General features: G+C 71.7%; 22 protein-coding genes. 15 read left to right on the forward strand and 7 right to left on the reverse strand.

Translation table 11 applies throughout. The features are described from left to right. Positions 1-122: 122 nt before the first annotated feature. Both ABD932_RS28950 and ABD932_RS28955 read right to left on the reverse strand, forming a co-directional pair. Positions 123-1,853: a fatty acyl-AMP ligase gene (locus tag ABD932_RS28950; RefSeq protein WP_345016916.1), complete on the reverse strand. Its 1,731-nt coding sequence runs from the start codon at positions 1,851-1,853 to the stop codon at positions 123-125. Between the two features lie 355 nt (positions 1,854-2,208). Further along, positions 2,209-2,445: a hypothetical protein gene (locus ABD932_RS28955; protein ID WP_345016918.1), complete on the reverse strand. Its 237-nt coding sequence runs from the start codon at positions 2,443-2,445 to the stop codon at positions 2,209-2,211. 291 nt (positions 2,446-2,736) lie between these two features. Here ABD932_RS28955 and ABD932_RS28960 point away from each other — a divergent pair, with 291 nt between their 5' ends. The 6 genes from ABD932_RS28960 to ABD932_RS28985 are packed head-to-tail and all read left to right on the forward strand — an operon-like array spanning position 2,737 to position 8,331. Beyond that, positions 2,737-4,458, forward strand: a complete 1,722-nt coding sequence (locus ABD932_RS28960; protein ID WP_345016920.1) for an ATP-binding protein — start codon at positions 2,737-2,739, stop codon at positions 4,456-4,458. Beyond that, entirely contained in the window at positions 4,455-4,877 is a 423-nt protein-coding gene (locus ABD932_RS28965) for a roadblock/LC7 domain-containing protein (protein WP_126398364.1), read from the forward strand. The genes ABD932_RS28960 and ABD932_RS28965 overlap by 4 nt, the downstream gene beginning before the upstream one ends. Next, a complete protein-coding gene (locus tag ABD932_RS28970) occupies positions 4,874-5,236 on the forward strand; it encodes a DUF742 domain-containing protein (protein ID WP_345016924.1) in 363 nt (120 codons plus the stop codon). The genes ABD932_RS28965 and ABD932_RS28970 overlap by 4 nt, the downstream gene beginning before the upstream one ends. Then, positions 5,208-5,837 (forward strand): GTP-binding protein, encoded by a 630-nt coding sequence (locus ABD932_RS28975; protein ID WP_345016926.1) that lies wholly within the window; start codon positions 5,208-5,210, stop codon positions 5,835-5,837. Before ABD932_RS28970 ends, ABD932_RS28975 begins: the two co-directional genes overlap by 29 nt. Beyond that, positions 5,834-7,072: a cytochrome P450 family protein gene (locus ABD932_RS28980; RefSeq protein WP_345016928.1), complete on the forward strand. Its 1,239-nt coding sequence runs from the start codon at positions 5,834-5,836 to the stop codon at positions 7,070-7,072. The genes ABD932_RS28975 and ABD932_RS28980 overlap by 4 nt, the downstream gene beginning before the upstream one ends. After that, positions 7,069-8,331, forward strand: a complete 1,263-nt coding sequence (locus tag ABD932_RS28985; protein ID WP_345016930.1) for a cytochrome P450 family protein — start codon at positions 7,069-7,071, stop codon at positions 8,329-8,331. Before ABD932_RS28980 ends, ABD932_RS28985 begins: the two co-directional genes overlap by 4 nt. Before the next feature lie 154 nt (positions 8,332-8,485). On the opposite strand, the gene ABD932_RS28990 is transcribed toward ABD932_RS28985, so the two are convergent. Continuing rightward, the gene (locus ABD932_RS28990) at positions 8,486-9,988 is read right to left on the reverse strand and encodes a helix-turn-helix domain-containing protein (RefSeq protein ID WP_345017089.1); all 1,503 of its coding nucleotides are present in this window, start codon (positions 9,986-9,988) and stop codon (positions 8,486-8,488) included. A 239-nt stretch (positions 9,989-10,227) separates the two neighbouring features. Between ABD932_RS28990 and ABD932_RS28995 the strand changes: the two genes are divergently transcribed. From ABD932_RS28995 to ABD932_RS29020, 6 genes are all read left to right on the forward strand, one after another. Next, positions 10,228-10,848 carry an L-threonylcarbamoyladenylate synthase gene (locus ABD932_RS28995; protein WP_345016932.1) on the forward strand — a complete coding sequence of 207 codons (621 nt, stop codon included), beginning with the start codon at positions 10,228-10,230 and terminating at the stop codon, positions 10,846-10,848. 123 nt (positions 10,849-10,971) lie between these two features. Continuing rightward, positions 10,972-11,727 carry a dienelactone hydrolase family protein gene (locus tag ABD932_RS29000; protein ID WP_345016934.1) on the forward strand — a complete coding sequence of 252 codons (756 nt, stop codon included), beginning with the start codon at positions 10,972-10,974 and terminating at the stop codon, positions 11,725-11,727. Positions 11,728-11,822: 95 nt separating this feature from the next. After that, entirely contained in the window at positions 11,823-13,013 is a 1,191-nt protein-coding gene (locus ABD932_RS29005; protein ID WP_345016936.1) for an MFS transporter, read from the forward strand. A 105-nt stretch (positions 13,014-13,118) separates the two neighbouring features. Then, positions 13,119-13,532 (forward strand): hypothetical protein, encoded by a 414-nt coding sequence (locus ABD932_RS29010; protein WP_345016938.1) that lies wholly within the window; start codon positions 13,119-13,121, stop codon positions 13,530-13,532. Positions 13,533-13,747: 215 nt separating this feature from the next. Next, positions 13,748-14,938 (forward strand): MFS transporter, encoded by a 1,191-nt coding sequence (locus tag ABD932_RS29015; RefSeq protein WP_345016941.1) that lies wholly within the window; start codon positions 13,748-13,750, stop codon positions 14,936-14,938. Between the two features lie 159 nt (positions 14,939-15,097). Continuing rightward, positions 15,098-16,039: a hypothetical protein gene (locus tag ABD932_RS29020; RefSeq protein WP_345016943.1), complete on the forward strand. Its 942-nt coding sequence runs from the start codon at positions 15,098-15,100 to the stop codon at positions 16,037-16,039. Between the two features lie 28 nt (positions 16,040-16,067). On the opposite strand, the gene ABD932_RS29025 is transcribed toward ABD932_RS29020, so the two are convergent. Next, entirely contained in the window at positions 16,068-16,898 is an 831-nt protein-coding gene (locus ABD932_RS29025) for a transglutaminase-like domain-containing protein (RefSeq protein ID WP_345016945.1), read from the reverse strand. 145 nt (positions 16,899-17,043) lie between these two features. On the opposite strand from ABD932_RS29025, the gene ABD932_RS29030 reads away from it, so the two are divergent. Further along, entirely contained in the window at positions 17,044-17,841 is a 798-nt protein-coding gene (locus ABD932_RS29030; RefSeq protein ID WP_345016947.1) for a DUF899 domain-containing protein, read from the forward strand. Positions 17,842-17,874: 33 nt separating this feature from the next. Here ABD932_RS29030 and ABD932_RS29035 read toward each other — a convergent pair whose 3' ends face one another. From ABD932_RS29035 to ABD932_RS29045, 3 genes are all read right to left on the reverse strand, one after another. Continuing rightward, a complete protein-coding gene (locus tag ABD932_RS29035; protein ID WP_345016949.1) occupies positions 17,875-18,375 on the reverse strand; it encodes a universal stress protein in 501 nt (166 codons plus the stop codon). 106 nt (positions 18,376-18,481) lie between these two features. Then, positions 18,482-19,738: an SLC13 family permease gene (locus ABD932_RS29040; protein ID WP_345017091.1), complete on the reverse strand. Its 1,257-nt coding sequence runs from the start codon at positions 19,736-19,738 to the stop codon at positions 18,482-18,484. An 83-nt stretch (positions 19,739-19,821) separates the two neighbouring features. Then, entirely contained in the window at positions 19,822-20,721 is a 900-nt protein-coding gene (locus ABD932_RS29045; RefSeq protein ID WP_345016951.1) for an arginase family protein, read from the reverse strand. A gap of 266 nt (positions 20,722-20,987) precedes the next feature. On the opposite strand from ABD932_RS29045, the gene ABD932_RS29050 reads away from it, so the two are divergent. Both ABD932_RS29050 and ABD932_RS29055 read left to right on the forward strand, forming a co-directional pair. Then, positions 20,988-21,869 (forward strand): MHYT domain-containing protein, encoded by an 882-nt coding sequence (locus ABD932_RS29050; protein ID WP_345016953.1) that lies wholly within the window; start codon positions 20,988-20,990, stop codon positions 21,867-21,869. Positions 21,870-21,955: 86 nt separating this feature from the next. Then, the gene (locus ABD932_RS29055) at positions 21,956-23,458 is read left to right on the forward strand and encodes a metallophosphoesterase family protein (protein WP_345016955.1); all 1,503 of its coding nucleotides are present in this window, start codon (positions 21,956-21,958) and stop codon (positions 23,456-23,458) included. The last annotated feature ends 8 nt before the right edge of the window (positions 23,459-23,466 follow it).

Genomic DNA, 23,466 nt, shown 5'->3' on the forward strand with positions numbered 1-23,466 from the left:
AGGTGTCCTCGTGGATTCGGGCAAGGGCTGGAGCCGTACGCGGTGCAGGGCTCGCATCGTGGCTGCGGCCCTGCGGCCGTCGTACGGCGCACTCGCCGACGTAATACGGTGACTGGGCGGGGTCAGCTCAGGGCCGGCGCGGCGATCACGGCGAGGGTGCCGTTCAGGTAGGCCGCCCGCGAGGCGTGGCGCTGGATCTTGCCGCTGGACGTCTTGGGGATGGTGCCCGGCTCGACCAGGACGACGTCACGGACCGACAGGCCGTGGGCCTCGCCGATCGCGCTGCGGACGACGTCGGTGATCTTCTCCGCCTCGGCTGCCACGTCAGGGGTGATCTCGGCAACGAGGACGGACTGTTCGCTCTGGCCCCCGTCCACGGCGTCTACGGAGAACGCGGCGGTGCAGCCGGGGCGCAGGGCCGGGTGGGCCATCTCGGCGGTCAGTTCCAGGTCCTGCGGGTAGTGGTTGCGCCCGTCGATGACGATGAGGTCCTTCAGGCGGCCGGTGACGAACAGCTCGCCGTCGCGCAGGAATCCGAGGTCGCCCGTGCGCAGGAAGCGGCCGTCATGGCCGGTCAGGGTGGCGCGGAAGGTCTCGCGGGTGGCGAGGGCGTTGCGCCAGTAGCCCTTGGCGACGCTCGCGCCGCGCACCCATATCTCGCCGACCTCGCCCTCGGGCAGCTCCTCGCGCCGCTCGGGGTCGGCGATGGCGACGGTGACGTCGGGGCCGGGACGGCCGCAGCCGACGGCCGCCGCGTCGGACTGGCCGGCGTGCGGGCCGGACTCGGAGGCCTGGAGCAGGGTCGGCGCGGTGTGGACCGTGCTGCCGGTGACCATCAGGGTGGCCTCGGCCAGGCCGTAGCAGGGGTAGAGGGCCTCGCGGCGGAAGCCGGCCGGGGCGAAGGTGTCGGCGAAGCGGCGCAGGGTGGCGGCGCGTATGGGCTCGGCGCCGTTGAAGGCGACCTTCCAGCTGCTGAGGTCGATGCCGTCGAGGAGCTCGGGGCCGGCGTGCTTGAGGCAGAGCTCGTACGCGAAGTTGGGGCCGCCGCTGGTGTGCGGGCGGTAGTGGCTGATCGCGGTCAGCCAGCGCTGGGGCTGCTGCAGGAAGTGCAGCGGGGAGAAGAGGGTGGCGGTCACGCCCAGGTGGACCGTGTTGAGGACGGGGCCTATGAGGCCCATGTCGTGGTACACGGGCAGCCAGCTGACGAACATCTCGTGGCCGTGCTCGGCGATGGTGTCCTGCGTGTGGCCCATGCGCTCGGTGATGACCCGCTCGTTGTCGAGCAGGTTTCCGTGGGTGACGATCACGCCGCGCGGGGCGGAGGTGGAGCCGGAGGTGTACTGGAGGAAGGCGACCGAGTCGGCGGTGAGATCGGGCTCCCGCCAGGCGGCGGCCGCCTCGTCGGGGATGTCCTCGGTGGCGACGCAGGTGATGTCGGCGAGTTCGGGCAGGTGCTCCGCCATCCCGGACAGGGCCGAGATCACCTCGCGGCCGCCCAGGATCACCTTGGCGTCGGCGTCGGCGATGAGGCGCTTCATCCGGGTCAGGGCGCGGTGGTTCTGCGCGCGGCCCTGCGGCGGGACGCCCGGCACGGCGACCACACCGGCCGCGAGACAGCCCAGGTAGCCGCAGATGAACTCCAGGCCGGGCGGGTACAGCAACATGGCGCGGCTTCCGGCCAGGCCACGTTCCTGCAGCCAGGCGGCGACGGCACGGGCGCGGTGGGCGAGACGGCCGTACGAGATCTCCTGGATCTCGCCGTCGACATCGCCGGTGACGAGGTAGCGGTAGGCGGTTCGGTCGGGGTGGTGCGAAGCATGCGTGGTCAGCAGATCGACCAGGGAACGAACCATGTTGCGAGTCTCACCTGTCTGAATCGGTGGGCGAGGAACTGGAGTTCGAGGGGCGCGCCAGAGAAACGCGCAGACGCCTCGGTCGGCCCGGCCCCCTTGCCAGACCTGTCGCGCTCGACGACCCGCCGTGAAGCCGTGGCGCTGGTCCGCCGACTCCCCGCGCCCCGTTCGGCTTGCTACCAGCGAGTAGCACCATAGCAACTCCGTTCGGTCCGACGGGCCGAACGAAGGTAAACCCTACGTGTCCAAAGGGTGGTTGACGAAGCGAGGTCCGACACAGTTCCGTCACCCCCGGAGAGGCGAAAGCCCGGACACCTCCTCTTTCTCGGTGTCCGGGCCGCGCGGGCCGGCTCGGTCAGCCGCCGCTCAGTCGCGTGCGCAGGAGCGCCTTGCCGATTTCGGCGCCCTTGCGACTGTCCGCCTGGGCCTTGCGGAACAGGTCGGCCACCTCGGTGTCCTTGCCGCGTTCCGCATCCTCGATGTAGTTCTCCAGACGCAGCGCGTTGTTCAGGCACGCTTCCACGTACCAGATCAGGTTGTAGTCCTTGTCCTGCGTACCGGTCACGCCACCGGTTTCCGTGCCGCTGGTCATTCGGGCCTCCTCCGGCGTTGTCGTTGCTGGCTTCGCCGAGTACCCGCCGCCCGAGCGGGCACACACCGCACCGCCGAAGGCGGGCATCTACGTCAACTCCCCCTTGCTGTACGCCAATTCAGACAGTTGACGCAGAAGTGAGCAGAGTCCTGACACTTTCGAATTGAAGTATCGATCGACCGTGCGAGATCGGTCGATGACGGTGTGTACTGTGCTGCGAGCGCCTTCCCCGCGGCCTCGGGACCAGCGCTGCCCGACCGCTCCCGAACCGACCTCCTGGGAACCGACTCGATGATCGAAATACCGGACCTGGTGACCGGCGGTCTCGCCGTCGGCATGCTGTCCGCAGTCGCCTTGGGCGGCGGGCTGCTGCACGCACAGCGCCAACAGGCGCGGCAGCGCGCCGAGATCGCCGCGTTGCGCCACCAACTCGGCGACGCACTACAGGCGTTGACCGACGAGGTCGAGCATCTGGGGACGCAACGGCTTCCTGCCGCGGCCCGACAGCTGGCGCACCCGCATGTCGCCGTGCCGGGCCCACTGCATCCGCAGACCTCGGGCACACCGCTGGGCCTCGCGCTGGAGCACGTCCTGACCGGGCTGCGCACCGAGCTGGCCGCGCAGCGCACCCGGGTGGACGCGGCCGCGCAGGCCGGGATGCGCGGGGCGACACGGGAGATCCAGGCAGCCCTGTACCGGTTGCAGGACGCGTTGCGCGGGCTTCAGCAGAAGTACGACGACCCGGAGTTGACGCAGACCCTGTTCCAGCTCGACCACGAGAACGAGCAGTCGCTGCGGCGCGCCCAGGTGGCCGCGGTGGTGTGCGGGGCCTGGGTCGGGCTCGCCCGCGAGGAGTCGCACCTGGTGGACGCGGTGACCGGCGGCCAGGCCCGGCTCGTGGGCTACCACCGGATCCGGGTCCACAACCACCTGGCGGCGGGGACCGGGCTCGTGTCCCATGCCGTGGAGCCGGTCGCGATCATCGTCGCCGAACTCCTCGACAACGCCCTGCGGCACTCCGCGCCGGACACGGACGTCGTGGTCAACCTGGAGCACGTGCATCACGGCGCCTGTGTCACGGTCGACGACGCCGGCCTCGGCATGACCCAGGACGAACGCGCCCGCGCGCAGCGGCTGGTGGCCGGTTCCGAGCCGATTCTCCTCACCGAGCTGGGCGACCCGCCGCGCATGGGACTCGCCGCGATCGGGCAGCTGACCCGGCAGTTCGACCTGAGCGTGGACGTGTCGTCGCCGTCGCCGTACGGCGGGGTGCGCGCGGTACTGCGCGTCGACAGCCACCTGCTCAGCCGTATCGACCCCGACGAGCGACCGCCAGCGGCCAGCGCACCACGCCCCACACGCAAGGCATCCCACGACCAGGCGTCCGCCCGGGCCCGGGACGAGGCATCGGTCGGCTCGCGGGGCGAGGAGCCCGGGCAGCACGTCGGCTCGCGTGGTGGGGAGTCCCTCCGCTCACGGGGTGACGAGTCCCCCGGCTCGCGCGGTGAGGCGTCCGTCGACCCGCACGGCGACTTTTCCGGCGGACCACGGGGCGAGGCTTCCGACAGCTCTCGTGGTGAGGCCTCCGGCGACCCCCGTGGTGAGACCTCCGGTGGCTCCCGTGGTGAGCCCGCCGCGAGCTCCCGACGCGGGACGTCCGGCACCTCGCACGGATACGGCGACGAGCACGACCACGACGCCTCCGGTACCGCGTCCGGGCATCATGCTCCGCGCGACGTCGGCGGCCTGCCGCAGCGGCGGCGCCGCACGCGGCTGGCCGCCGCGTCCGACGACACGCCCGCACCGCGGCCCGAGGTACGCCGCCCGGAGCGCGCCGCCGCCGCGCTGGGCGCGCTGCAGGCCGGTACGTCCGCGGCCCGGTCGGCGGCCGGCGAGCGCAGCGGCGACGCCTCCATGGCCGTACCGGAGTCCGCCGGCGCGGCGCGGGAGCGGGCCGAAGCCACGGCCGACGACATCGATCAGACCGACCATGAAGGGGGAACGGCTCGATGACCAGCCGTGATGCCGGAGACACCGCATGGGTGCTCGAACCGATCCTGCAGGTGCCGCACGTGGTGGCCGCCGTGCTGCTGACGCGGGACGGACTGGTGACCGGGTACACGGACGCGCTCACCCGGCCCTCGGCCGAGCGGGTGGCCGCGATCACCAGCACCGTGCAGGGGGCGTGCCGTACCGCGGCGGCCGCGTTCGCCGACCGGGAGCAGGCCGAGGTGCGGCAGGTCGTCATCGAGTCCGACCACGGCTATGTGCTGATCGTGCCGACCGACCACGGCACCTGCGTGGCCGCCTACGGCGACGAGGAGGTGCGCCTCGATCTGCTCGCGCACCGGGTGCACTCGCAGGTGGCCCGGCTGGGCGAGAAGGCGATGGCCGCCGCGCCCCGAGGTGCCGACGGAGACGCGTCGGCATGACCGGCCGGCGTGGCGGCCGCCCGCTGGTCCCGGCGTATCTGTCGACCGGCGGCGTGGCCCGGCCCAGCCGGTCCCACCTGGAGCGGTTGTCGGTGCTCACGGGCACGCGCACTCCCGCCCCCGCCGGTCTGCCCGCCGCCCAACTCGCCCTGCTGGACGCCCTGGACGAAGGCTCGCTGACGGTCGTGGAGGCCGCTGCGCTGCTGCGGTTGCCGGTGTCCGCGGTGCGCGTGCTGGCGGCCGACCTCATCGACCGGGACCTGGTACTCGCCCGTGCGCCGATCCCGCCCGCCGGACGCTTCGACCCCGACCTGCTGAAGAGAGTGGCCGATGGCCTTCGCGCCCTCAAACACACCTAGCGCTCCCCCGACCCCGACCGGGGACATCCATCTCCCCGACACCGCCCGCGACCTGGTCAAGATCCTGGTCGCCGGCCCCTTCGGCGTGGGCAAGACGACCCTGATCGACTCCGTCTCCGAGATCCGGCCCCTGCACACCGAGGAACCGCTCAGCGAGGCGTCCGCGCAGGTGGACGATCTCGCCGGGGTGCGGGACAAGTCGACGACCACGGTCGCCGTCGACTTCGGCCGGATCAGCCTGCCCGGCGGGATCGTGCTGTATCTGTTCGGCACGCCCGGGCAGGAGCGGTTCCGGGCACTGTGGGACGACATCGCGTACGGCGCGCTGGGCGCCCTGGTCCTGGTCGACAGCCGTCGGATCGACGCGTCGTTCGACGTGCTGGGGCTGGTGGAGGAGTCGGGACTGCCCTACGCCGTCGCGTTCAACGCGTTCCCGGACGCGCCCCGGCACCACACCCAGGAACAGCTGCGCGCCGCCCTGGACCTGGAGACGGGCACGCCGACGGTGACGTGTGACGCGCGAGACGCCGACTCGTCCGTCGACGCCCTGCTCGCGCTGGTCCAGCACCTGATCAAACGTCACACTCCGGAGGGCCGGTGACCACCTACTCACCCGACCGGCAGGCCTTCTCCCGCTCGGCGCCCGTGCGCCTGTGGGAGGACGGTTTCGCGCTGGATCCGTACCGCTACTACGACGCCCTGCGTGATCAGGGCCCGGTCGGCTGGGCGGAGTTGGCGCCGGGCGTGCCGGCGTACGTCGTCACCGAGCGGCGGGCGGCGCTGGATCTGCTGCACGACACGGAGACCTTCTCGCACGACCCGCGGCCGTGGGAGTCCACGGTCGCCGACGACTCCCCGGTGCTCGGCATGATGCGCTGGCGGCCCAACACGCTGTTCGCCGACGGCGCGGCCCATGTCCGGTACCGCAGCACGCTGATCGACACCTTCGACCGGATCGAGCCGCACGATCTGCGGGCCCGGGTGCACCGGGCGGTGCGGGTGCTGGTGGGCCGGATGGGCCCGAAGGGCGAGGCCGATCTGGTGGGCGAGTTCGCGCGCCCGCTGATGGCGCTGGTGTTCAACAACCTCTTCGGGCTGCCGGACAGCCAGAGCGACCGGCTCGACGGGGCGCTGGGCAAGATGATGGAGGGCGGCGCCGAAGCGGCCGAGGGCGAGGCGGAGTTCGGCGGGTACGTGCTGGAGCTGATCGGGGCCAAGGCCGAACGGCGGGGCGACGACCTGCCGAGCTGGCTCCTGGACCATCCCGCCGGGCTCACCCCCGAGGAGGTCACCTGGCAGGTGTTCCTCACCCTGGGCGCCGGGCACGAGCCGACGGCCAACCTGGTGTCGAACGCGCTGTCCCGCATCCTCGGCAACCCGCTGTACTACTCCACGCTCACCAGCGGAGCCCGCCCCGTGACGGACGCGGTGGTGGAGGTGCTCCACCACGAGACACCGCTGGCCAACTACGGCATCCACTACGCCCGCAACCCGGTGTCCTTCCACGGCACATGGATCAGAGCCGCGGTGCCGGTGGTCGTCTCCTACGGGGCGCTCGCCCACTTCGCCGAGCAGGAGGTCACCAGCGGCCGGCACCCCAAGGACGCCTCGCACCTGTCCTGGTCGGCGGGCCCGCACGCCTGCCCGGTCCGGCAGCACACGCTGCTCATCGCCACCGAGGCGATCGAGCGGCTCACGCAGTGGCTGCCCGATCTGGAGCCGGTCCTGCCGCGCGCCCGCCTGACCTGGCGGCCCGGTCCCTTCCACCGCTCGCTGACCTCCCTGCCCGTCCGGTTCAGCCCTCGCTCCCCCGACCAGCCAGGAGTTCCGTCGTGACCGAGACCGACCGCACCGAACGCCTCGACCGCTTCGCCATCGACCCGTTCGGATCCGACATCGCCGGCGAGAGCGCCCGGCTGCGCGCCCTCGGCCCGATCGTGCCCGTGGAGTTGCCAGGCGGCATTCCCGCGTGGGCGCCCACCGGCTACGACACCCTCAAGGAGCTCATCCTCGACCCTCAGGTCAGCAAGGACCCGCGACGGCACTGGCGGCTGTGGCCCGAGATCGGCGAACACCCCTCCTGGGGCTGGATCCTGGGCTGGGTCGGCGTGGTCAACATGCTCTCCACGTACGGCGCCGACCACACACGGCTGCGCAAGCTGGTCGCGCCGAGCTTCACCCAGCGGCGTACGGAGCTGATGCGGCCTCGGGTGGAGGCGATCACCACGGAGTTGCTGGACTCCCTCGACGACGCCCTCGACCTCGGCGGCGCGGGCGGCGACGTGGTCGATCTGAAGGTCGGCTTCGCCCATCCCCTGCCCATGCGGATGATCTGCGAACTGTTCGGTGTGCCCGACGAGTTGACGGAGGCGACCGGGGCGCTCATCGCCGCCATCATGGACACCTCCGACCCGAGCCCGGAGCACGCCGCGTTCGTGCAGCAGCAGATCGGCACGGTGCTGGGGGCGCTGATCGCCCACCGCAGCGAGCACCCCGGGGACGATCTGACGACCGAGCTGATCCGGGTGCGTGACGAGGACGGCGACCGGCTCAGCGACGAGGAGTTGCTGTACACGCTGCTGCTGGTGATCGGCGCCGGTTTCGAGACGACCGTCAATCTCATCGGCAACGCGGTCGTCGCCCTGCTGACCCACCCCGAGCAGCTGGCGGCCGTACGGTCCGGGAAGATCGGCTGGGACGCGGTGATCGACGAGACGCTGCGCGTGCACCCGTCGATCGCCTCACTGCCCCTGCGGTTCGCCGTCGAGGACCTCAAGGTCGGGGATGTGACCGTGCCGGCCGGGGACGCGATCATCACGACGTACGCCGCCGCGGGTCTGGACCCCGAGCACTACGGGCCGGACGCGGACGGCTTCGACGCGGCGCGCGGGGCCGACGACCATCTGGCGTTCGGGATCGGTGTGCACCGGTGCATCGGCGCTCCGCTGGCCCGAGTCGAGGCCCTCACGGCGTTGCCCGCCCTCTTCGAGCGATTCCCCGGCCTGGAGCTGGCCGTCGGGGAGGACGAGCTGCGTCAGGTGCCGTCGTTCATCGCGTTCGGCTGGCAGGAGATCCCCGTGCGCTTGCGGGCCTGAGGGCGCGGGGACGCGGGGACGCGACCGGTCCCCCGTTCCGGTCGTGCCCCCGCCGCAGGTCGAACTTACGTCTACGCGGGGGGATTGGGTATCGCGTCGATGCCCGCTGCACGCCCCGTGAGGCTCACCTGTGCACAAGTGAGTCCGGAAGGCCCTATTTAGCCGCCTGAAGTGCGGGCTGATCCAGGTCACCGAGGGTGAGATGGGCCAGGACGACCTCGTACAGGTCGGTGCCGCCGACGAGAAGCTGCCGTTGGAGGACGGGTTCCGCGCTGCGGACGTGCTCGCGGACGGTCTGGGCGTGCATGCCGAGGGTCTGTGCGGCCCGTTCGGCGTTGCCGCCCTCGGCGATCCAGGCGCGCAGGGTGCGCCGCAGGTCCCGGCTGTCCTTGTCGAGGTGGGCGAGGAGTTCCTGCGCCCAGGTGCGCATGGCGGGCCCGGACAGCAGGTCGTCCAGCGGGACGGGCTCCGTTTCCGTGGCGTCGCTGTCGGCCGGTGTGGAGGCCAGGCTGACCTTGATGTTGAGGGCCAGATGGACCACGGCGCGGGCGGTGAGGTCGGTGAAGTCCGTGCGCAGCAGACCCTCCACGCGTTCCATGCGGGCGCGGACGGTGTTGCGGCTGACGCCGAGGACCTTGGCCGCGCTCACGGCGGTGAACTCCAGGCCCAGCCGGGTGGTGGCGAGCAGCTCGGCGCGAGTGTGGTGCGGCAGGGTGTCGAGCGGCCGCAGCAGATGGTCCGTCCAGTCGCGCAGGGCGGCCGGGTCGATCAGTCGCTCGGGGTGGGTACGTTCGGCGTAGACGGCGGCCTTGTCCGGGCGGAAGTGCGCGACGGCGAGGGCACTCACGGCCTGACCGTAGGCGGTGGCGGTGCGGGCGAGACTGTGCCGGGCGCTGCCGCCGAGAAAGGTGCGGGGGCGCGGGCCGATCAACGAGCGCAGTTGCCGGGCCTCGGCCTCGCCGGGCGTCACGACGATCACGTGCTCGTCCACCGCCGGGCAGAGCACGACCAGCGCACGTTCGTTCGTCACGTCGATGCACTCCGCGGCGAGCCCGTCGCGCTCCTCGGCGGTGCCCTCGACGACGTAGACGCAGGCGGACTCCGTGTCGAGCAGACCGGGCCACAGTCCCGCGGCGACGCGGCGCGCGGAGACGGTGTCCTCCACCATCAGCAGCTGGAGGATCGCCAGGCGCAGATCGGAGGTCGCCTGTTCCAGCCGACGGCCGGCGGCGGTCGTCTCGCCCGCCTTGAGCAGGAGTTCGATGACCTGGACGGTGTGCGTGACGATGTCGGCGGTGCGCCGGTCGAAGGCCGACTCGCGCGACACCGCGAGGACACCCGCCGCCGAAGGGTTCGGGTACGCCACCCGGACCAGGCGCAGATGACGGCCCTGCCCCTCCCAGGCGGCGGAGGCGATACGGCCGGCCGCGACGGCCTCGACGAGGCGGTCGTCCAGGGGTGGCAGCGGGCCGGCGAGGAGGGTGCCGGTGTCGTCCTGGAGCGCGGCGACGCCGTCCACCGCATCCGCGAGCCAGGCGACGACCCGGCGCACGTCGCGTCCGGTCGGCCGCAGGTGGTCCAGCAACTCCTCCGCCCACGCCGAGCCGTCGGCGCTCCCCGCCCCCGCCTGACGGACCTCGTCCTCTCTGCCAACCACGTCGGCCTTCACCTCGTCCTGCGCTTCACTCACGACGTACCGGTCGGGGACGTTACCTCACCTGTGCGCCACGGTTCGCCGTCGTTCACATCGGGGAAACGGTTGAGCCTCAGTCACAGTCTTTTCCTTGACGCCGGTTTCCGCGGACCGGCGATGCAGGTGCCCGTGCGGCCGCCCTCCCCCGGCCTGCCCACCCGGGCCTGCACGGCCCTCGGGCTTCCAGGGCATAGGCTCGGCGAATGGCGAAGTACTTCGACGTGCACCCCGACAACCCTCAGCCGCGCACCATCGCCCAGGTCGCCGACAGCGTCCGCTCCGGTGCGTTGATCGCGTATCCGACGGACTCCTGCTATGCGCTGGGCTGCCGGCTGGGCAGCCGTGACGGCATCGACCGGATCCGGTCCATTCGCCGGCTGGACGACCGGCACCACTTCACCCTCGTCTGCCAGGACTTCGCGCAGCTCGGCCAGTTCGTGCGGGTCGACAACGACGTGTTCCGCGCGGTCAAGGCGTCGACACCCGGCAGCTACACGTTCATTCTCCCCGCGACGAGGGAGGTGCCGCGCATGCTCCAGCACCCCAAGAAGAAGACGGTCGGTGTGCGCATCCCCGACCACGTCGTCACTCAGGCGCTGCTGACCGAGCTCGGGGAGCCGCTGCTGTCCAGCACGCTGCTGCTGCCCGACGAGGACGAGCCGATGACGCAGGGCTGGGAGATCAAGGACCGGCTGGACCATGTGCTGGACGCGGTGGTCGACTCCGGGGACTGCGGGACCGAGCCGACGACGGTGATCGACTTCTCGTCCGGGGAGGCCGAGATCGTACGGAAGGGAGCGGGCGACACGTCCCGCTTCGAGTAAAGCCGTCTCCAAGTGGGCGGGGGTGCCACGGCCCCGTTTGGATGGTGCGTGCAACCATGCGTGCGGCCCGGTTCCACCGGGTCGGCGACGTGCTCGCCGTGGACCGCGCAGAGAGGCACCCCCATGACCTCCGTACAGGCAACAGACGTCGACGTCCCCACCGAGGACGGCGTGGCGGACGCCTACCTGGCCCATCCGGGCGACGGTCTGCCCCGGCCGGGCGTCCTCCTCTACCAGGATGCCTTCGGGCTGCGTCCCCACCTGCGGTCGATGGCCGACCGACTCGCCGAGGCCGGCTACACGGTCCTCGTACCGAACGTCTTCTACCGCCACGGGCGCAGCCCGGTCTTCGAGCTGCCCGAGTTCATCGACCCCGCCGCGCGGCCGGAACTGTGGGGGAAGATCGCCCCGGTGATGCAGTCCCTGACGCCCGAGCTCGCGATGCGGGACGCCGGTGCCTATCTGCGCTGGATGGCGGAGCGGCCCGAGGTCGCCGACGGTCCGGTCGCCCTCACCGGCTACTGCATGGGCGCGCGGCTCGCCCTCCGCACGGCGGGGGCCTACCCCGACCGGGTGGCCGCCGCAGCCGGTTTCCACGGCGGGCAGCTCGCGACCGACGCACCGGACAGCCCGCACCTGGTCGCCGAACACGTCACCGCAGAGCTGTATTTCGGCCACGCCGACGCGGACCACTCCATGCCGCCCGAGCAGATGGAGCGCCTCGCCGGCGCGCTGACCGCGGCCGGGGTCCGCCACCGGTACGAGGTCTACGAGGGCGCCCACCACGGATACACCCAGGCGGACACCTCCGCATACGACCAGGCCGCGGCCGAGCGGCACTGGGCGGCGCTGCTCGATCTGCTGAAGCGGACGTTCTAGGCCGCTCGTGGCCTTCGGCCGGCGCGCGGCGCCTGTGCCGTACCGGTGGCGCGCCGGTCCGGACCAAGGCCAGGTACGGGGTTATCGTCGGCGGCGTGGACGGTGATCGCCGAGGGTGGCGGGAGTGTTTGCTCAGCGGGGCCGTGTTCGCCGTGTGCATGGCCGGCACCACGCTGCCGACGCCCCTCTATCCCCTCTACCAGGAGAAGTTCGGATTCTCCGAGCTGACGGTGACCGTGGTGTACGCCGTGTACGCCTTCGGGGTCATCGGTGTGCTGCTGCTGGTGGGCAACGCCTCCGACGCGGTGGGCAGGCGTGAGGTGCTGATGTGGGGTCTTGGGTGCGCCGCGGCCAGTGCCGTCTGCTTTCTGTGCGCCACCGGGCTCGGTTGGCTGTATGCGGGGCGACTGTTGTCGGGGCTGTCCGCCGGTCTGTTCACCGGGGCCGCGACGGCGTACGTGATGGAGTTGGCGCCGCACGGGGGCGCCTCGCGGGCCACCTTCGTGGCGACGGCCGCCAACATGGGCGGACTGGGCTGCGGTCCGCTGCTGGCCGGGGTGCTCGCGCAGTACGCCGCCTGGCCGCTGTATCTGCCGTTCGCCGTGCACCTGGCACTGGTCGCGGGCTGTGCCGCCGTCCTGCTGCGGCTTCCCGAGACCGTACGGGAGCGGCTGCCGCTGAGCACCGTACGGCCGCAGCGGCCCGCCCTGCCCGCGAGCGTGCGGGCGGTGTTCGGTCCGGCGGCGATCGCGTCGTTCGTGGGGTTCGCGCTGTTCGGGGTGTTCACGTCGGTCAGCCCGGCGTTCCTGGCCGAGTCCCTGGACGTGGACAACCACGCCGTGAGCGGGCTGGTCGTCGCGCTGGCCTTCTTCGCCTCGACCGCCGGGCAACTGGCCGTCGGTCCGGTCGGGGTGAGGCGATCGCTGCCGATGGGCTGCGCCGGACTCCTCGCCGGGCTGGCGCTGCTCGCGGGGGCACTGCACTGGGATCTGATGTCACTGGTGGTGCTCAGCGCCCTCGTCGGCGGCTGCGGGCAGGGGCTGGCGTTCCGCGGGGCGCTGGCCGCGGTGGCGGAGACGTCCCCGGCGGACCGGCGCGCGGCGGTGATCTCCACACTGTTCGTGGTGGCCTACGGGGGCATTTCGGTACCGGTGATCGGTGTGGGCCTGCTGACGGGCCCGATCGGCCTGGAGAACGCGGGGCTGGTGTTCATCGCGTGCATGACCGTGCTGGTCTCGGGCGCGGCGGCCTATCTCCTTCGGCGGCCGGTACCGGCGCGGATCTGAGCCTGGGGTCAGGTCGTCCGCCGGTTTCGGAGCGACCGGGCCGCGGGCCCAACTCCCGTGATACACCGGGAAGATCACTGTGCCGCGAGCAGAGAGGCATTGCCCATGGGCCGACCCACGACCGCGACCGAGCTGCCGGGCGACACGAAGGTACTGTCGATCGGGCTGCATCCCAGTGCGCTCGACTACAGCCGGATGCCCGACGGTGTCGACGAGGCGATGCTCACCGCCCGGATCGGGGCGGCGAACGCGGCGCTGCGCGATGCCGGGTTCGATGCCGTGCCGTGCCTCATCGACACCTCTCCCGACAGCGCCGAGGCAACCGTCCGCGAGCAGCTCAAGGAGCACACGTTCGGCTTGGCGATGATCGGCGGGGGCGTACGGATGCTGCCGGAGAACACCCTGCTGTTCGAGCGACTGGTCAACGTCCTGACCGAGGAAGCGCCCGGGATCCGGCTGTGCTTCAACACGACACCGGAGGACACGGTCGAGGCGCTGAGGCGGTGGATCCAGGCGTAAACGGAGACGTAGCCGCCGGCGTGGCGGTGTGACCGAGGGGGATCCGTCCGCTCTCACTTTCGTCCAAGCGCCGTCGATCTTTGTCCATCGACGGATCCACCCGGCAGCCGTGAGGGTGGGCCCATGAGCGAATTCACGGTCGAGGACACGGACTTCCCGTGAGCGGCGGCGCTTCCAGGCTCGTTTCGGACGGGCGCGCGGTCGAACGGCTACGGATGCCGAGTGGGCTCGTCGCGCTGGCACTGGGTGGTTTCGGCATCGGTCTGACCGAGTTCCTGATCGCCGGCCTGCTGCCGCAGGTGGCGTCGAGCCTCGCGGTGTCCGAGGCGGCCGCGGGATGGCTGATCTCCGGGTACGCGCTGAGTGTCGCGGTCGGTGCGATCGCGCTGACCGCGGCGACGGCACGGCTGCCCCGCAAGAACGTCCTGATCGGCCTGGTGGCCTTGTTCGTCATCGGCAACCTGCTGTCCGCCCTGGCGCCGAGCTATCCCGTGATGCTGCTGGGGCGGGTCGTCGCGGCGTTGTGCCACGGCTCGTTCTTCGGCATCGGGTCACTCGTCGCTCGCAGCCTTGTCGCGCCGGACAGGAAGTCCCGTGCGGTGGCCGTCATGTTCGCCGGTCTGACGGTCGCGAACGTGCTGGGCGTGCCGTTCGGTGCGCTGGTCGGGGAGCGCTGGGGCTGGCGGGCGGCCTTCTGGGCGGTGACCGCGATCGGCGTGCTGGCACTCGCGGGCATCGTCGCCCTCGTCCCCGGCCGGCCGCCCACAGTGGAGGGCCACCCCGGCCCGGTACCGCCCAGCGCCCTGCGCGCCCAGGTCCGTGCCTTCCGCTCCGGCCAGGTCTGGCTGACCCTGGCGGCCACCGCGCTCGGCTACGGCGGGATGTTCGGTGCGTTCAGCTACATCGCCTACACGTTCACCGAGGTCGGCGGCTTCTCCCCCGCGGATGTCGCCTGGCTGCTCATGGTGTACGGCGTCGGCCTGGCCGTCGGGAACCTGATCGGCGGGCGGGCGGCGGACGGTGACCGTGACCGCGCGCTGGTCCTCTCGCTGCTCGGCCTCACCGTCACGCTGGCCGTGTTCGGTCTGCTGGCGACCAGCGCCACCGCATCGGTCGTCCTGGTGTTTCTGATGGGCCTGTTCGGGTTCGCCGGCGTGCCCGGACTGATCACTCGCGTCACCGACTTCGCCCGCGGTGCGGCACTGGCCGCGAGCGCCAATGTGTCCGCGTCCAACGTCGGCAACGCCCTCGGCGCCTGGCTCGGCGGCCTGGCCATCACGGCGGGCCTCGGCTACACGTCGCCGCTCTACGTCGGCGCCGGCATCGTCCTGATCTCCACCCTCGTCATGGCCGTCGCCGCGAAGCAGGCCAGGTCACCCGGGCGGCGGACCGACCGGCCTCGCTGATTGCCAGGTCCGGGATGCGGGGCCGGCGGGTGCGGGTGAGGCTGGTGCCATGTCCGTGCTGCACGTGATCGCCTGCCTGCCGTCCGGGGCCGGTGGCGGGACGGCCGTGGACGCCGCCGAGTCGGGTCCGAGCCCGTGGCACGAAGGTGGACCGGGGATGTGGGGACCCTGACCAAGCGCAAGGGAACGCGAGGCGGCCGGGAGTCCGACGTGGAGGCGGTGCTCGACGACCTGTACGTGACGCCTCCGGCCGAATTCGTCGCCCGCCGTGCGGAGTTGGCGGCCGCGGCCAAGACCGCCGGCCGCGGCGAGGACGCCCGCCGTATCCGCGCTGCCCGGCGCCCCACCCTGGCGGCCTGGGCCGCGAACCTGCTGCTGCGCTCCCGGCCGGAGGAGAGCCGGCGGGTCCTGGAACTGGGACCGGCGCTGCGCGAGGCGTACCACGCTCTGGACGCCACCGGCATCAAGGAGCTGGCGGAGCAGCGTCGGCACATGGTCTCCGCGTTGTCCCGGCAGGCCGCCCAACTGGCCCGTCAGGCGGGACACCCGCTGTCGGCCACGGTGCAGCAGGACGTCGAATCCACCCTGCGCGCCGTGCTCGCCGACCCGGAGGCCGCCGACAGGTGGGCCGGCGGTCGCTTGGAGAGCGCCCTCACCCCGCCGTCGGACTTTCCCACCGGCACCGCTGCGGCGACCCGCGCTCCACGCAAGCCGCCCGCGTCCACGGCACCTGCACCTTCCGCGCGAACACGCTCGAAGGACGAACTCGCCGAACGGCGCCAGAAGCGGCAGGAACAGCTCGACGAGGCCCGAAAAGCGGCCGCAGAGGCCACGCGGCGATTGCACGACAGACGTGCCGAGCAGGCCGACGCCGACGACGCGCTGCAGCAGGCCCGAGACCGGCACGGCCAGGCCCGGCAGCAGGTGTCGGCTGCCGAGCAGCAGCTGCGTCAGGCCCGGGAGGAGCTCCAGCGGGCCGAACACGAGCAGCGGGAGGCCGAGAAACGTAGCCGCACGACCGCGGACGCCCTGGCCCGGGCCGAGCGCGAGGAGCGCGAGGCCGCGCGGGAGGTGAAACGCCTGAGCGCACGCAGGCGTTAGGAGACCCGCCGTCGGCCGCCGACCGGCCTCAACCGGTGATGTCCCGGGGTACGGCGAGGTCCTCGTGGGCGAACAGGCGGCTCAACGCGGACGGATCGTCCTGGGCGCAGGTATCGGCGACCATGTCGATCAGGCGGTCGTAGTCGGGGCCGGTCCCGCCCTCGTAGGCCGCGGTCATGCGACCCCACTCGTCCCAGTTCAAGGTCTCCCACTTGCACAGCGCGGCGAGGTCACGGACGGCGTTGCCGCTGATCTCGTGCGGCCCCCAGGCGTGATCCGTGCCGGCCGTGCCGAAGGTGTGCGGATCGATCACGCCGCTCCGGTAGCGGACCCATGCCTCGCCGCCGGTGAGGAACTCGCCCGGAGCGAGGTCGTCCGGGCGGGCGACGAAGTCCCTGCCGAGATGCTCGGTGTCCACGCGCACCCATCGGCGCCGGGCCTCGTCCCAGTACTCGGTGATCCAGTGGTCGAAGCCGCGCCCCTGCTGGAAGTAGGTCCCGAAACCGCACCGGGCGCGAGAGGCGATCCCTCGTGCTCGCAGGATCGCGCAGGCGATCGTGGCGAAGTGGCGGCAGGTGCCGATCACCCGCTTCGCGGGCGTTCGCGGCCGGTGCAGTGGAGCCGGATCGAGGGCGGTCAGCGCGGCGATCAGTTCGCTGACCGGCCGGATGTTCTTCTCCGGCATCCGGCTCTCGGGAATCCCCAGGGCCGTGGCGTCCGTGGGCTGGATGACCAGGTTCTGAACGGCGGCGCAGATACCGACGGGGTCCTCCGGAAGTCCCTCGATGAGCGGGAGTTGCGCCGCGTCCAGGGTGGTGAGAGGGCCGGGCCGCGCGTAGTCGAGCACGTCATGGGTCATAGCCGGGCACAGTAAGGGGCCGCTCTGACATCCGGACTCCGGCGTCTGGACCGAATCGGTGTGCGGAGCGGGCGGGAGCGGGCGCAAGCTGGAGGGGCGGTCGCTTCGGCTGCTCGTTGGACGGCACCTGTGGGAGGACCGGGAGATGACTTCGATGGCGAACCTGCCGGACGTGGTGTCGCGCGAGGAGTGGCTCGCCGCCCGCAAGGAGCTTTTGGCGGAGGAGAAGGAGCTCACGCGCGCGCGTGACCGGGTGAACGCCCAGCTGCGACGGTTGCCGATGGTCCGGATCGAGAAGGCGTACACCTTCGAGGGCCCGGACGGGACGGTGAGCCTGCCCGACCTGTTCGAGGGGCGTCCCCAGCTGGTCATGCACCACTTCATGTGGACGTACGACATCGACGCCGACGGGGGCGAGCACCCCCGCGACACCGGCTGCCCCAGCTGCTCCTCCGCGGCCGACGTCATCGGCGGGCTGCGGCAGCTGCATGCCCGCAACACGACGCTGGTGGCGGTGAGCCGGGCGCCGTATCCGAAGCTCGCCGCCTACCGTGCGCGGATGGGGTGGACCTTCCCCTGGTACTCCTCGGCGGGCAGCGACTTCAACTACGACTTCCATGCGACCGTCGACGAGCGGGTCGCGCCGGTGCAGGTCTTCCACCGCACCGAGGCCGAGCTCGCGGAGGCGGGCATGCCGTGGTCGGAGCGGCTGCGCGGCGACTGGCCGGGCGTCAGCGCCTTTCTGCGGGTCGGGGACGAGGTGTTCCACACCTACTCCACCTTCGGCCGTGGCATCGAGCAGTTCCACTACGGCATCCCGTACCTCGACCTCACCGCGCTCGGCCGCCAGGAGGAGTGGGAGGAGCCGAAGGGCCGCGCGGTGCCCCTTGGTCTGCAGGCCGGCGGGCCCGGGTTGCGTCTGCCCGACGAGTACGACGTTTGACGGCTGACGTTGGACCGCTGACGGCTGACGGCCCTAGGGGTGGTGCGGTTGATGCGGGGGCGGGGCCGGGAGGCTGGACAGTCCTGGGGTGGTTTCCGGCCAGACCAGGAGGACCGGGCAGGGGGCGTGGTCCACGACGAACCGGCCGGCCGGGCCCAGGCTCCTGGGTCCCAGATGGCTGCGGTCGCCGTCCCGGGCCACGATGAGCAGGTCGGCGCCGTCGGCCGCGGCTACGACCTCGCGTTCGACGCGGCCGGAACGTTCCACGCGCGCGCAGTCCCGGCCGAGCCGGCCGGCCGCCGCCTCAAGAAGTTCGCGGGCGGAGTCGGCGGCCAGCTGCTCCATCCGGGTGCCGGGATCCCGCTCGGGGTGGCCCCGGCCGAGCAGACCGGCGAAGGCTCCGTGCGCGGCTCCCGGGCTTTCGTGGCCGGTGACGTGCAGCAGGACGATCTCCGAGCGTTCGGGAACCCGGGTGCGGGCCGCGTCCACGCAGGCCGGCCAGGTGCCCTCGACGATCCACACGATGACGGCCATACAGGTCAGCCTCCGGCTTCTCGGTCCGGCCCGGTCGTATCCGATCGGCCTCGGCCTCGGGTCACATGGCCGATCGGACGCCGATGATGCTCCGATCGGGTTTCGATCACGTTCCGATCAGTTCCAGTGCGCCCCACAACGCCGCCACCGAGCAGATGAGCGCGGCGGGCACGGTGTACAGGCCGAGCCGGGTGAACTCTCCCAGTTCGACGTCAGTGTCGTGCTCGTGCACGATTTTGCGCCACAGCAGCGTCGCCAGGGACCCGGCGTAGGTGAGGTTGGGACCGATGTTCACGCCGAGCAGCACCGCCAGCACGGCGCCGGGCCCGGCCTCCGCGGTCAGGGGCAGCAGCACCAGCACCGCCGGCAGGTTGTTGATCACGTTCGCCAGTACGGCGGCCAGCGCGGCGATGCCGAGCAGCGCGGGCAGTCCGGTGCCGTCGGGGACGAGACGGCCGAGGGCGTCGTCCAGACCGTTGTCCACGACGGCCCGCACCACGATGCCCAGGGCCAGGACGAACGCGAGGAACGGGAGGCCCACGGCCCGCGCCAGGGCCGCGGGAGTGGTCCGGCGCCGGATCAGGGCGCGCACGGCCAGCACCAGCGCTCCCGCGAAGGCCGCCCACGCCGGTTCGATGCCCACCGCCGAGGTCACCACGAACCCGGCCAGCGTGCCCGCCACCGTGACGAGGGCGAACAGCGGCAGCTCGGGCTTCCCGGCGGAGGCCGGGGCCTGTGCGCCGGCGTCCAGATCCACCGCGAAGAACCGGCGGAAGACCAGGTACTCGATGCCGATCGCGGCCACCCACGGCAGCGCCATCAGCGCGGCGAAGCGGGTGAAGCTCAGCCCGCTCGCGGCGAAGGCCAGCAGGTTGGTGAGGTTGGAGACGGGCAGCAGCAGCGAGGCCGTGTTCGACAGGTGGGTGCAGGCGTACACGTGCGGCTTGGCACGGGCGCCGAGCCGGGCGGCGGTGGCGAAGACGACCGGGGTCAGCAGCACCACCGTGGCGTCCAGGCTCAGCACCGCGGTGATCAGCGAGGCGACGACGAACACCTGCCCCAGGAGTCGGCGTGGTCGGCCCGCGGCGGTACGCGCCATCCATGCCCCGCAGGCCTGGAACAGGCCCTCGTCGTCGCACAGTTGGGCCAGCACCAGGACGGCCGCGAGGAAGCCGACCACCGGTCCCAGTCGGGCGGCCTCCTCCGCTGTGTGGTCCAGCGAGATCGCCCCGGTGGCGATGACCACCCCAGCGGCAGGGACGGCGACGACCGCCTCCGGCAGGCCCCATGGGCGCACCACGGCACAGACCAGCACCACCACGAGGAGGACGACAGAGAGCGCTTCCGCGAGCGGGCCGTTCAGGGTCGGAGCCTTTCGAGGTGGGGGGTGTCCGACGAAGACGGCGGTGGCACAACCGCCTGGTCATCGGGGTACCCAAAGAATACTCATGCACCCGTGCGGGCACTCCGAGCCGACAACCCACGGCGCAGGCACTCGGCGAGACGGGCGGCGATGGTGCCGTCCGGGTCGAGTCGCGGGTTGAAGATCGTGACGTCGAGTCCCACGGCGCGCGCGTCGGCCAGCGCCGCCCGCAGCACGCTCTCCAACTCGTCCCAGGTCAGCCCGTCGGGCTGGCGATAGTCGACGGCGGGCATGACCGCGTCGTCCAGGACGTCGACGTCGAGATGGACCCAGAACCCGGCGTCCGCACCGGCGGCGAGCCGGTCGACCGCTCGGCGCGCCGCCGTGCCCACGCCGGACGCGCGGACGCCGTCGAGGTCGACGGCGTGCAGCCCGGCCGGGAGCGGCTGCATACCGGCCTCGGCAGACTCGGCGGCGTCGCGGAAGCCGAAGGCCACGACGTCCTCGTCCCGCACCAGGGGGCCGCGGCCCTCGAGGTCGGCGAGCAGCCGGGGGCCGCGGCCGGTGGCCAGGGCGAGTTCCATCGAGGCCGCCTCACCGGTCGGCTCCGCCGACGGCTGGTAGAAGTCGGTGTGCCCGTCGAGGAACAGCAGGCCGTGGCGACCGCGGCGGCGCAGGGCGAGGAGGTTGCCGAGCAGGATGCTGCAGTCGCCGCCGAGGACGACGGGGAAGCGGCCCATGTCTAGGACGTCGCCGACGGCGTCGGCCAGCCGGACGGAGTAGCCCGCGATGGCGTGCGGGTTGAGCACCCCGGTGTCCGCGTCCCTCGCCGGGTCGTAGGCGGGTGGTTCGACCCGGCCGGCCCGTGCCGCGCCGAGAGCGGCCGCCAGTCCGGCGTCGAGCAGCGCCGTCGGCAGTTCCTCAACCCCGGAGGGCCGCAGGCCGAGCACGGACGGCGCCTCGATGATCGCGATGTCCTGCATGTCGGCTCCTTCCGCTGCCCCCTCCTGCCCGATGCCACCTCCCTCCATCTGTGCCACACCGTGAGGCCCGGCACCACTCGTGGTCCGAAGCGAGCCGCCCTCCTGAGCCCGGCCCTCACTTGGCCAAAACTCATCCCTGTGTGACCGAAGTTGACTCCTGGTGATGCAGAGTTCAACTGCTACCGGCGGTAAAGGCTTGCTTTGGCCCAACCCTGCCCCGTACACCTTTCTCCACAACTAGCCAAGACTCTGGGGGGAGTTGGCTTATGGAAGGCACGGTTGACGGGTTCCGCTATGGTGCGGTGACCCCGGTGGCGGCCTATCTGATGGCCTGCCTGGGAGGGGCGCTGGGACTGCGGTGCATCGTCCGGTCCCTGCTCAACGAGCATTCATGGAAGGCGGGTTGGCTGGCGCTGGGCGCCGCCTCGATCGGCTGTGGCATCTGGACGATGCACTTCATCGCGATGATCGGCTTCCAGGTCGAGGAGACCCGGATCGGATACGACTGGGGACTCACCGTCCTCAGCCTCGCCGTGGCCGTCATCGTGGTCGGCGTCGGCGTGTTCATCGTCGGCTATCGGGGCGCGGGCAAGGGCGCGCTGACCGGTGCGGGCGTCATCACCGGACTCGGCGTGGCCGCCATGCACTACCTGGGCATGGCGGCGATGCACCTCGACGGCAGCATCCAGTACGACGTGTTCACCGTCGGGCTCTCGATCCTGATCGCGATCATCGCCGCGACCGCCGCGCTCTGGGCGGCCGTCACCGTCCGCGGCTTCCTGACCAGCCTCGGCGCCAGCCTGGTCATGGGCGTGGCGGTCTCCGGGATGCACTACACGGGCATGGCCGCCGTCAGCGTGCATCTGCACGGTGCGACCGGCGCGTCGTGGGCCGGTGACTCGCCCACCTCGCTGCTGCTGCCCATGCTCCTGGGGCCGGCCATCTTCCTCCTGCTGGCCGGAGTGGTCGTGATGTTCGACCCGCTCCTGGTCCTCGGCGAGGGCCAGAGGGACCGCTCCGGCACATCCCCGCGTACCGCGGGACCGGGCAGTTCCTCAGGGCAACAGCCGGGCGACAACCGAGAGTTCAAGGCACCGACGGCCGGCGGCCGGCCGCCCCACCGGGAACCGTACGCCCACAAGTGGTGACGCGACGGGAGGACGGGGCACGGCGACACGCCGGAGCCCCGCCCTCCCCTTCTCGACCGTCTCTAGATCATTGTTACGGTGCACAGGTGTCTGACTCCTCACGCGATACCGCCGAAGGCGCCGGTTGGGGCGCCACCGAACTCGGCGAGTACAAGCGGCTGATGCCGCCCAAGGTCGAGAAGATCTCCTGGCTCAGCCCGAAGATGCTCTGGGCCGCCCGCAACGGCGTGCTCGCGTCCTGGTTCGGGGACCCCACGGCCCGTACGCGCAGCCGCTGGGTTGCTCAGCGGGCGGCCGCCGGGGCGCCTGCCGACAAGGTGATCCGGCGCGACGACCCGGACAGCTTCTCCTTCCTCGTCATCGGTGACACCGGCGAGGGCGACGAGCCCCAGTACGCGGTCGTGCCTGGCTTCTCGAAGGTGGGTGAGGACACCAGGTTCGCGGTCCTCGCAAGTGACGTGATCTATCCGGTGGGCAGCGCCGACGACTACGACACCAAGTTCTTCCGGCCGTACCAGGACTACCAGGCACCGATCTACGCGATACCGGGCAACCACGACTGGTACGAGGACCTCGGCCCGTTCATGCGCGTCTTCTGCGACGACGCCCCGGCCCTCCAACCCGAGGCCGCGCCGCGCCCGCTCAGCAAGGCATGGCTGCGGTCGCTGCTCTGGCACAGGCCGCGCAAGGGGGACGGTCAACGCCTTGCGCAGGCACGGGAGTTGAGGTCGGCTCCGGCTCAACAGGCCGTCCAGCCGGGGCCGTACTGGGCGATCGACGCCGGGCCGGTGCGAATCATCGGCATCGACACGGGACTGCTCGGGACCATCGACGCCGAACAGGGCGCCTGGCTGCGCGAGGTGTCCAAGGATCCCCGGCCGAAGATCCTCATCACGGGCCAGCCCCTGTACGTGGACGGTGAGTACCACCCCTGCGCGATCGACGGGGGCGGCACGGTCGACGAGATCGTCCGCGACCCGGCCCACCGCTATGTCGCGGCGATAGGCGGCGACATCCACAACTACCAGCGCTATCCGGTGCAGGTGGACGGCCGCACCATCCAGTACGTCGTCTCGGGCGGCGGCGGTGCGTTCATGCACGCCACGCACACGATTCCGCGGGTCGACATCGCGAACGTCACCGAGAAGGAGTTCCGCTGCTATCCCCTGCGCGGCGACTCCCTGGCCTTCTACAGCGGGCTCTACGGGCGCCGGCTGCGGATGCGCCGCTTCTTCGCTCTCACCGAGGCAGAGGCCACGGCCGTCGTCGCCGAGCGGCTGGACATCCGGCCGGGTCGCGCACCGGCCGCCGACGCCCGGATCACCCGGCGCACGCGCCTGGTCGCGGGCCTGCTGGGCACCGGACGCCGACCCGACCGCGCCAAGCGGTTCCGCCTGCCCGTACGCAAGATCTACACCCAGTTGTTCTCACCGAGCTCGGCGACCTACAGCCCGCCGTTCTTCAAATGCTTCCTGCGTCTGGACGTCACCCCGGAGACCGTCCGTCTGCGCTGCTACGCCGCGACCGGCAACCGCGCCCAGGAGGTCGCCCCGCCGGTCGAGGACGAGGTCACCATTCCCCTGTCCTGACCTGGAGC

The organism is Streptomyces shaanxiensis (assembly GCF_039537145.1).
In the GTDB taxonomy this organism is placed as follows: Bacteria; Actinomycetota; Actinomycetes; order Streptomycetales; family Streptomycetaceae; genus Streptomyces; species Streptomyces shaanxiensis.

Bases quoted from the DNA above. Each gene is read 5' to 3' on its own strand.
- ABD932_RS28950 (WP_345016916.1), bottom strand. From the start codon at position 1,853: ATGGTTCGTTCCCTGGTCGATCTGCTGACCACGCATGCTTCGCACCAC.
- ABD932_RS29050 (WP_345016953.1), top strand. From the start codon at position 20,988: ATGGAAGGCACGGTTGACGGGTTCCGCTATGGTGCGGTGACCCCGGTG.
- ABD932_RS29010 (WP_345016938.1), top strand. From the start codon at position 13,119: ATGGGCCGACCCACGACCGCGACCGAGCTGCCGGGCGACACGAAGGTA.
- ABD932_RS29035 (WP_345016949.1), bottom strand. From the start codon at position 18,375: ATGGCCGTCATCGTGTGGATCGTCGAGGGCACCTGGCCGGCCTGCGTG.
- ABD932_RS29045 (WP_345016951.1), bottom strand. From the start codon at position 20,721: ATGCAGGACATCGCGATCATCGAGGCGCCGTCCGTGCTCGGCCTGCGG.
- ABD932_RS28960 (WP_345016920.1), top strand. From the start codon at position 2,737: ATGATCGAAATACCGGACCTGGTGACCGGCGGTCTCGCCGTCGGCATG.
- ABD932_RS29030 (WP_345016947.1), top strand. From the start codon at position 17,044: ATGACTTCGATGGCGAACCTGCCGGACGTGGTGTCGCGCGAGGAGTGG.
- ABD932_RS28975 (WP_345016926.1), top strand. From the start codon at position 5,208: ATGGCCTTCGCGCCCTCAAACACACCTAGCGCTCCCCCGACCCCGACC.
- ABD932_RS29000 (WP_345016934.1), top strand. From the start codon at position 10,972: ATGACCTCCGTACAGGCAACAGACGTCGACGTCCCCACCGAGGACGGC.
- ABD932_RS28965 (WP_126398364.1), top strand. From the start codon at position 4,455: ATGACCAGCCGTGATGCCGGAGACACCGCATGGGTGCTCGAACCGATC.
- ABD932_RS28955 (WP_345016918.1), bottom strand. From the start codon at position 2,445: ATGACCAGCGGCACGGAAACCGGTGGCGTGACCGGTACGCAGGACAAG.
- ABD932_RS28970 (WP_345016924.1), top strand. From the start codon at position 4,874: ATGACCGGCCGGCGTGGCGGCCGCCCGCTGGTCCCGGCGTATCTGTCG.
- ABD932_RS29025 (WP_345016945.1), bottom strand. From the start codon at position 16,898: ATGACCCATGACGTGCTCGACTACGCGCGGCCCGGCCCTCTCACCACC.
- ABD932_RS28995 (WP_345016932.1), top strand. From the start codon at position 10,228: ATGGCGAAGTACTTCGACGTGCACCCCGACAACCCTCAGCCGCGCACC.
- ABD932_RS29015 (WP_345016941.1), top strand. From the start codon at position 13,748: ATGCCGAGTGGGCTCGTCGCGCTGGCACTGGGTGGTTTCGGCATCGGT.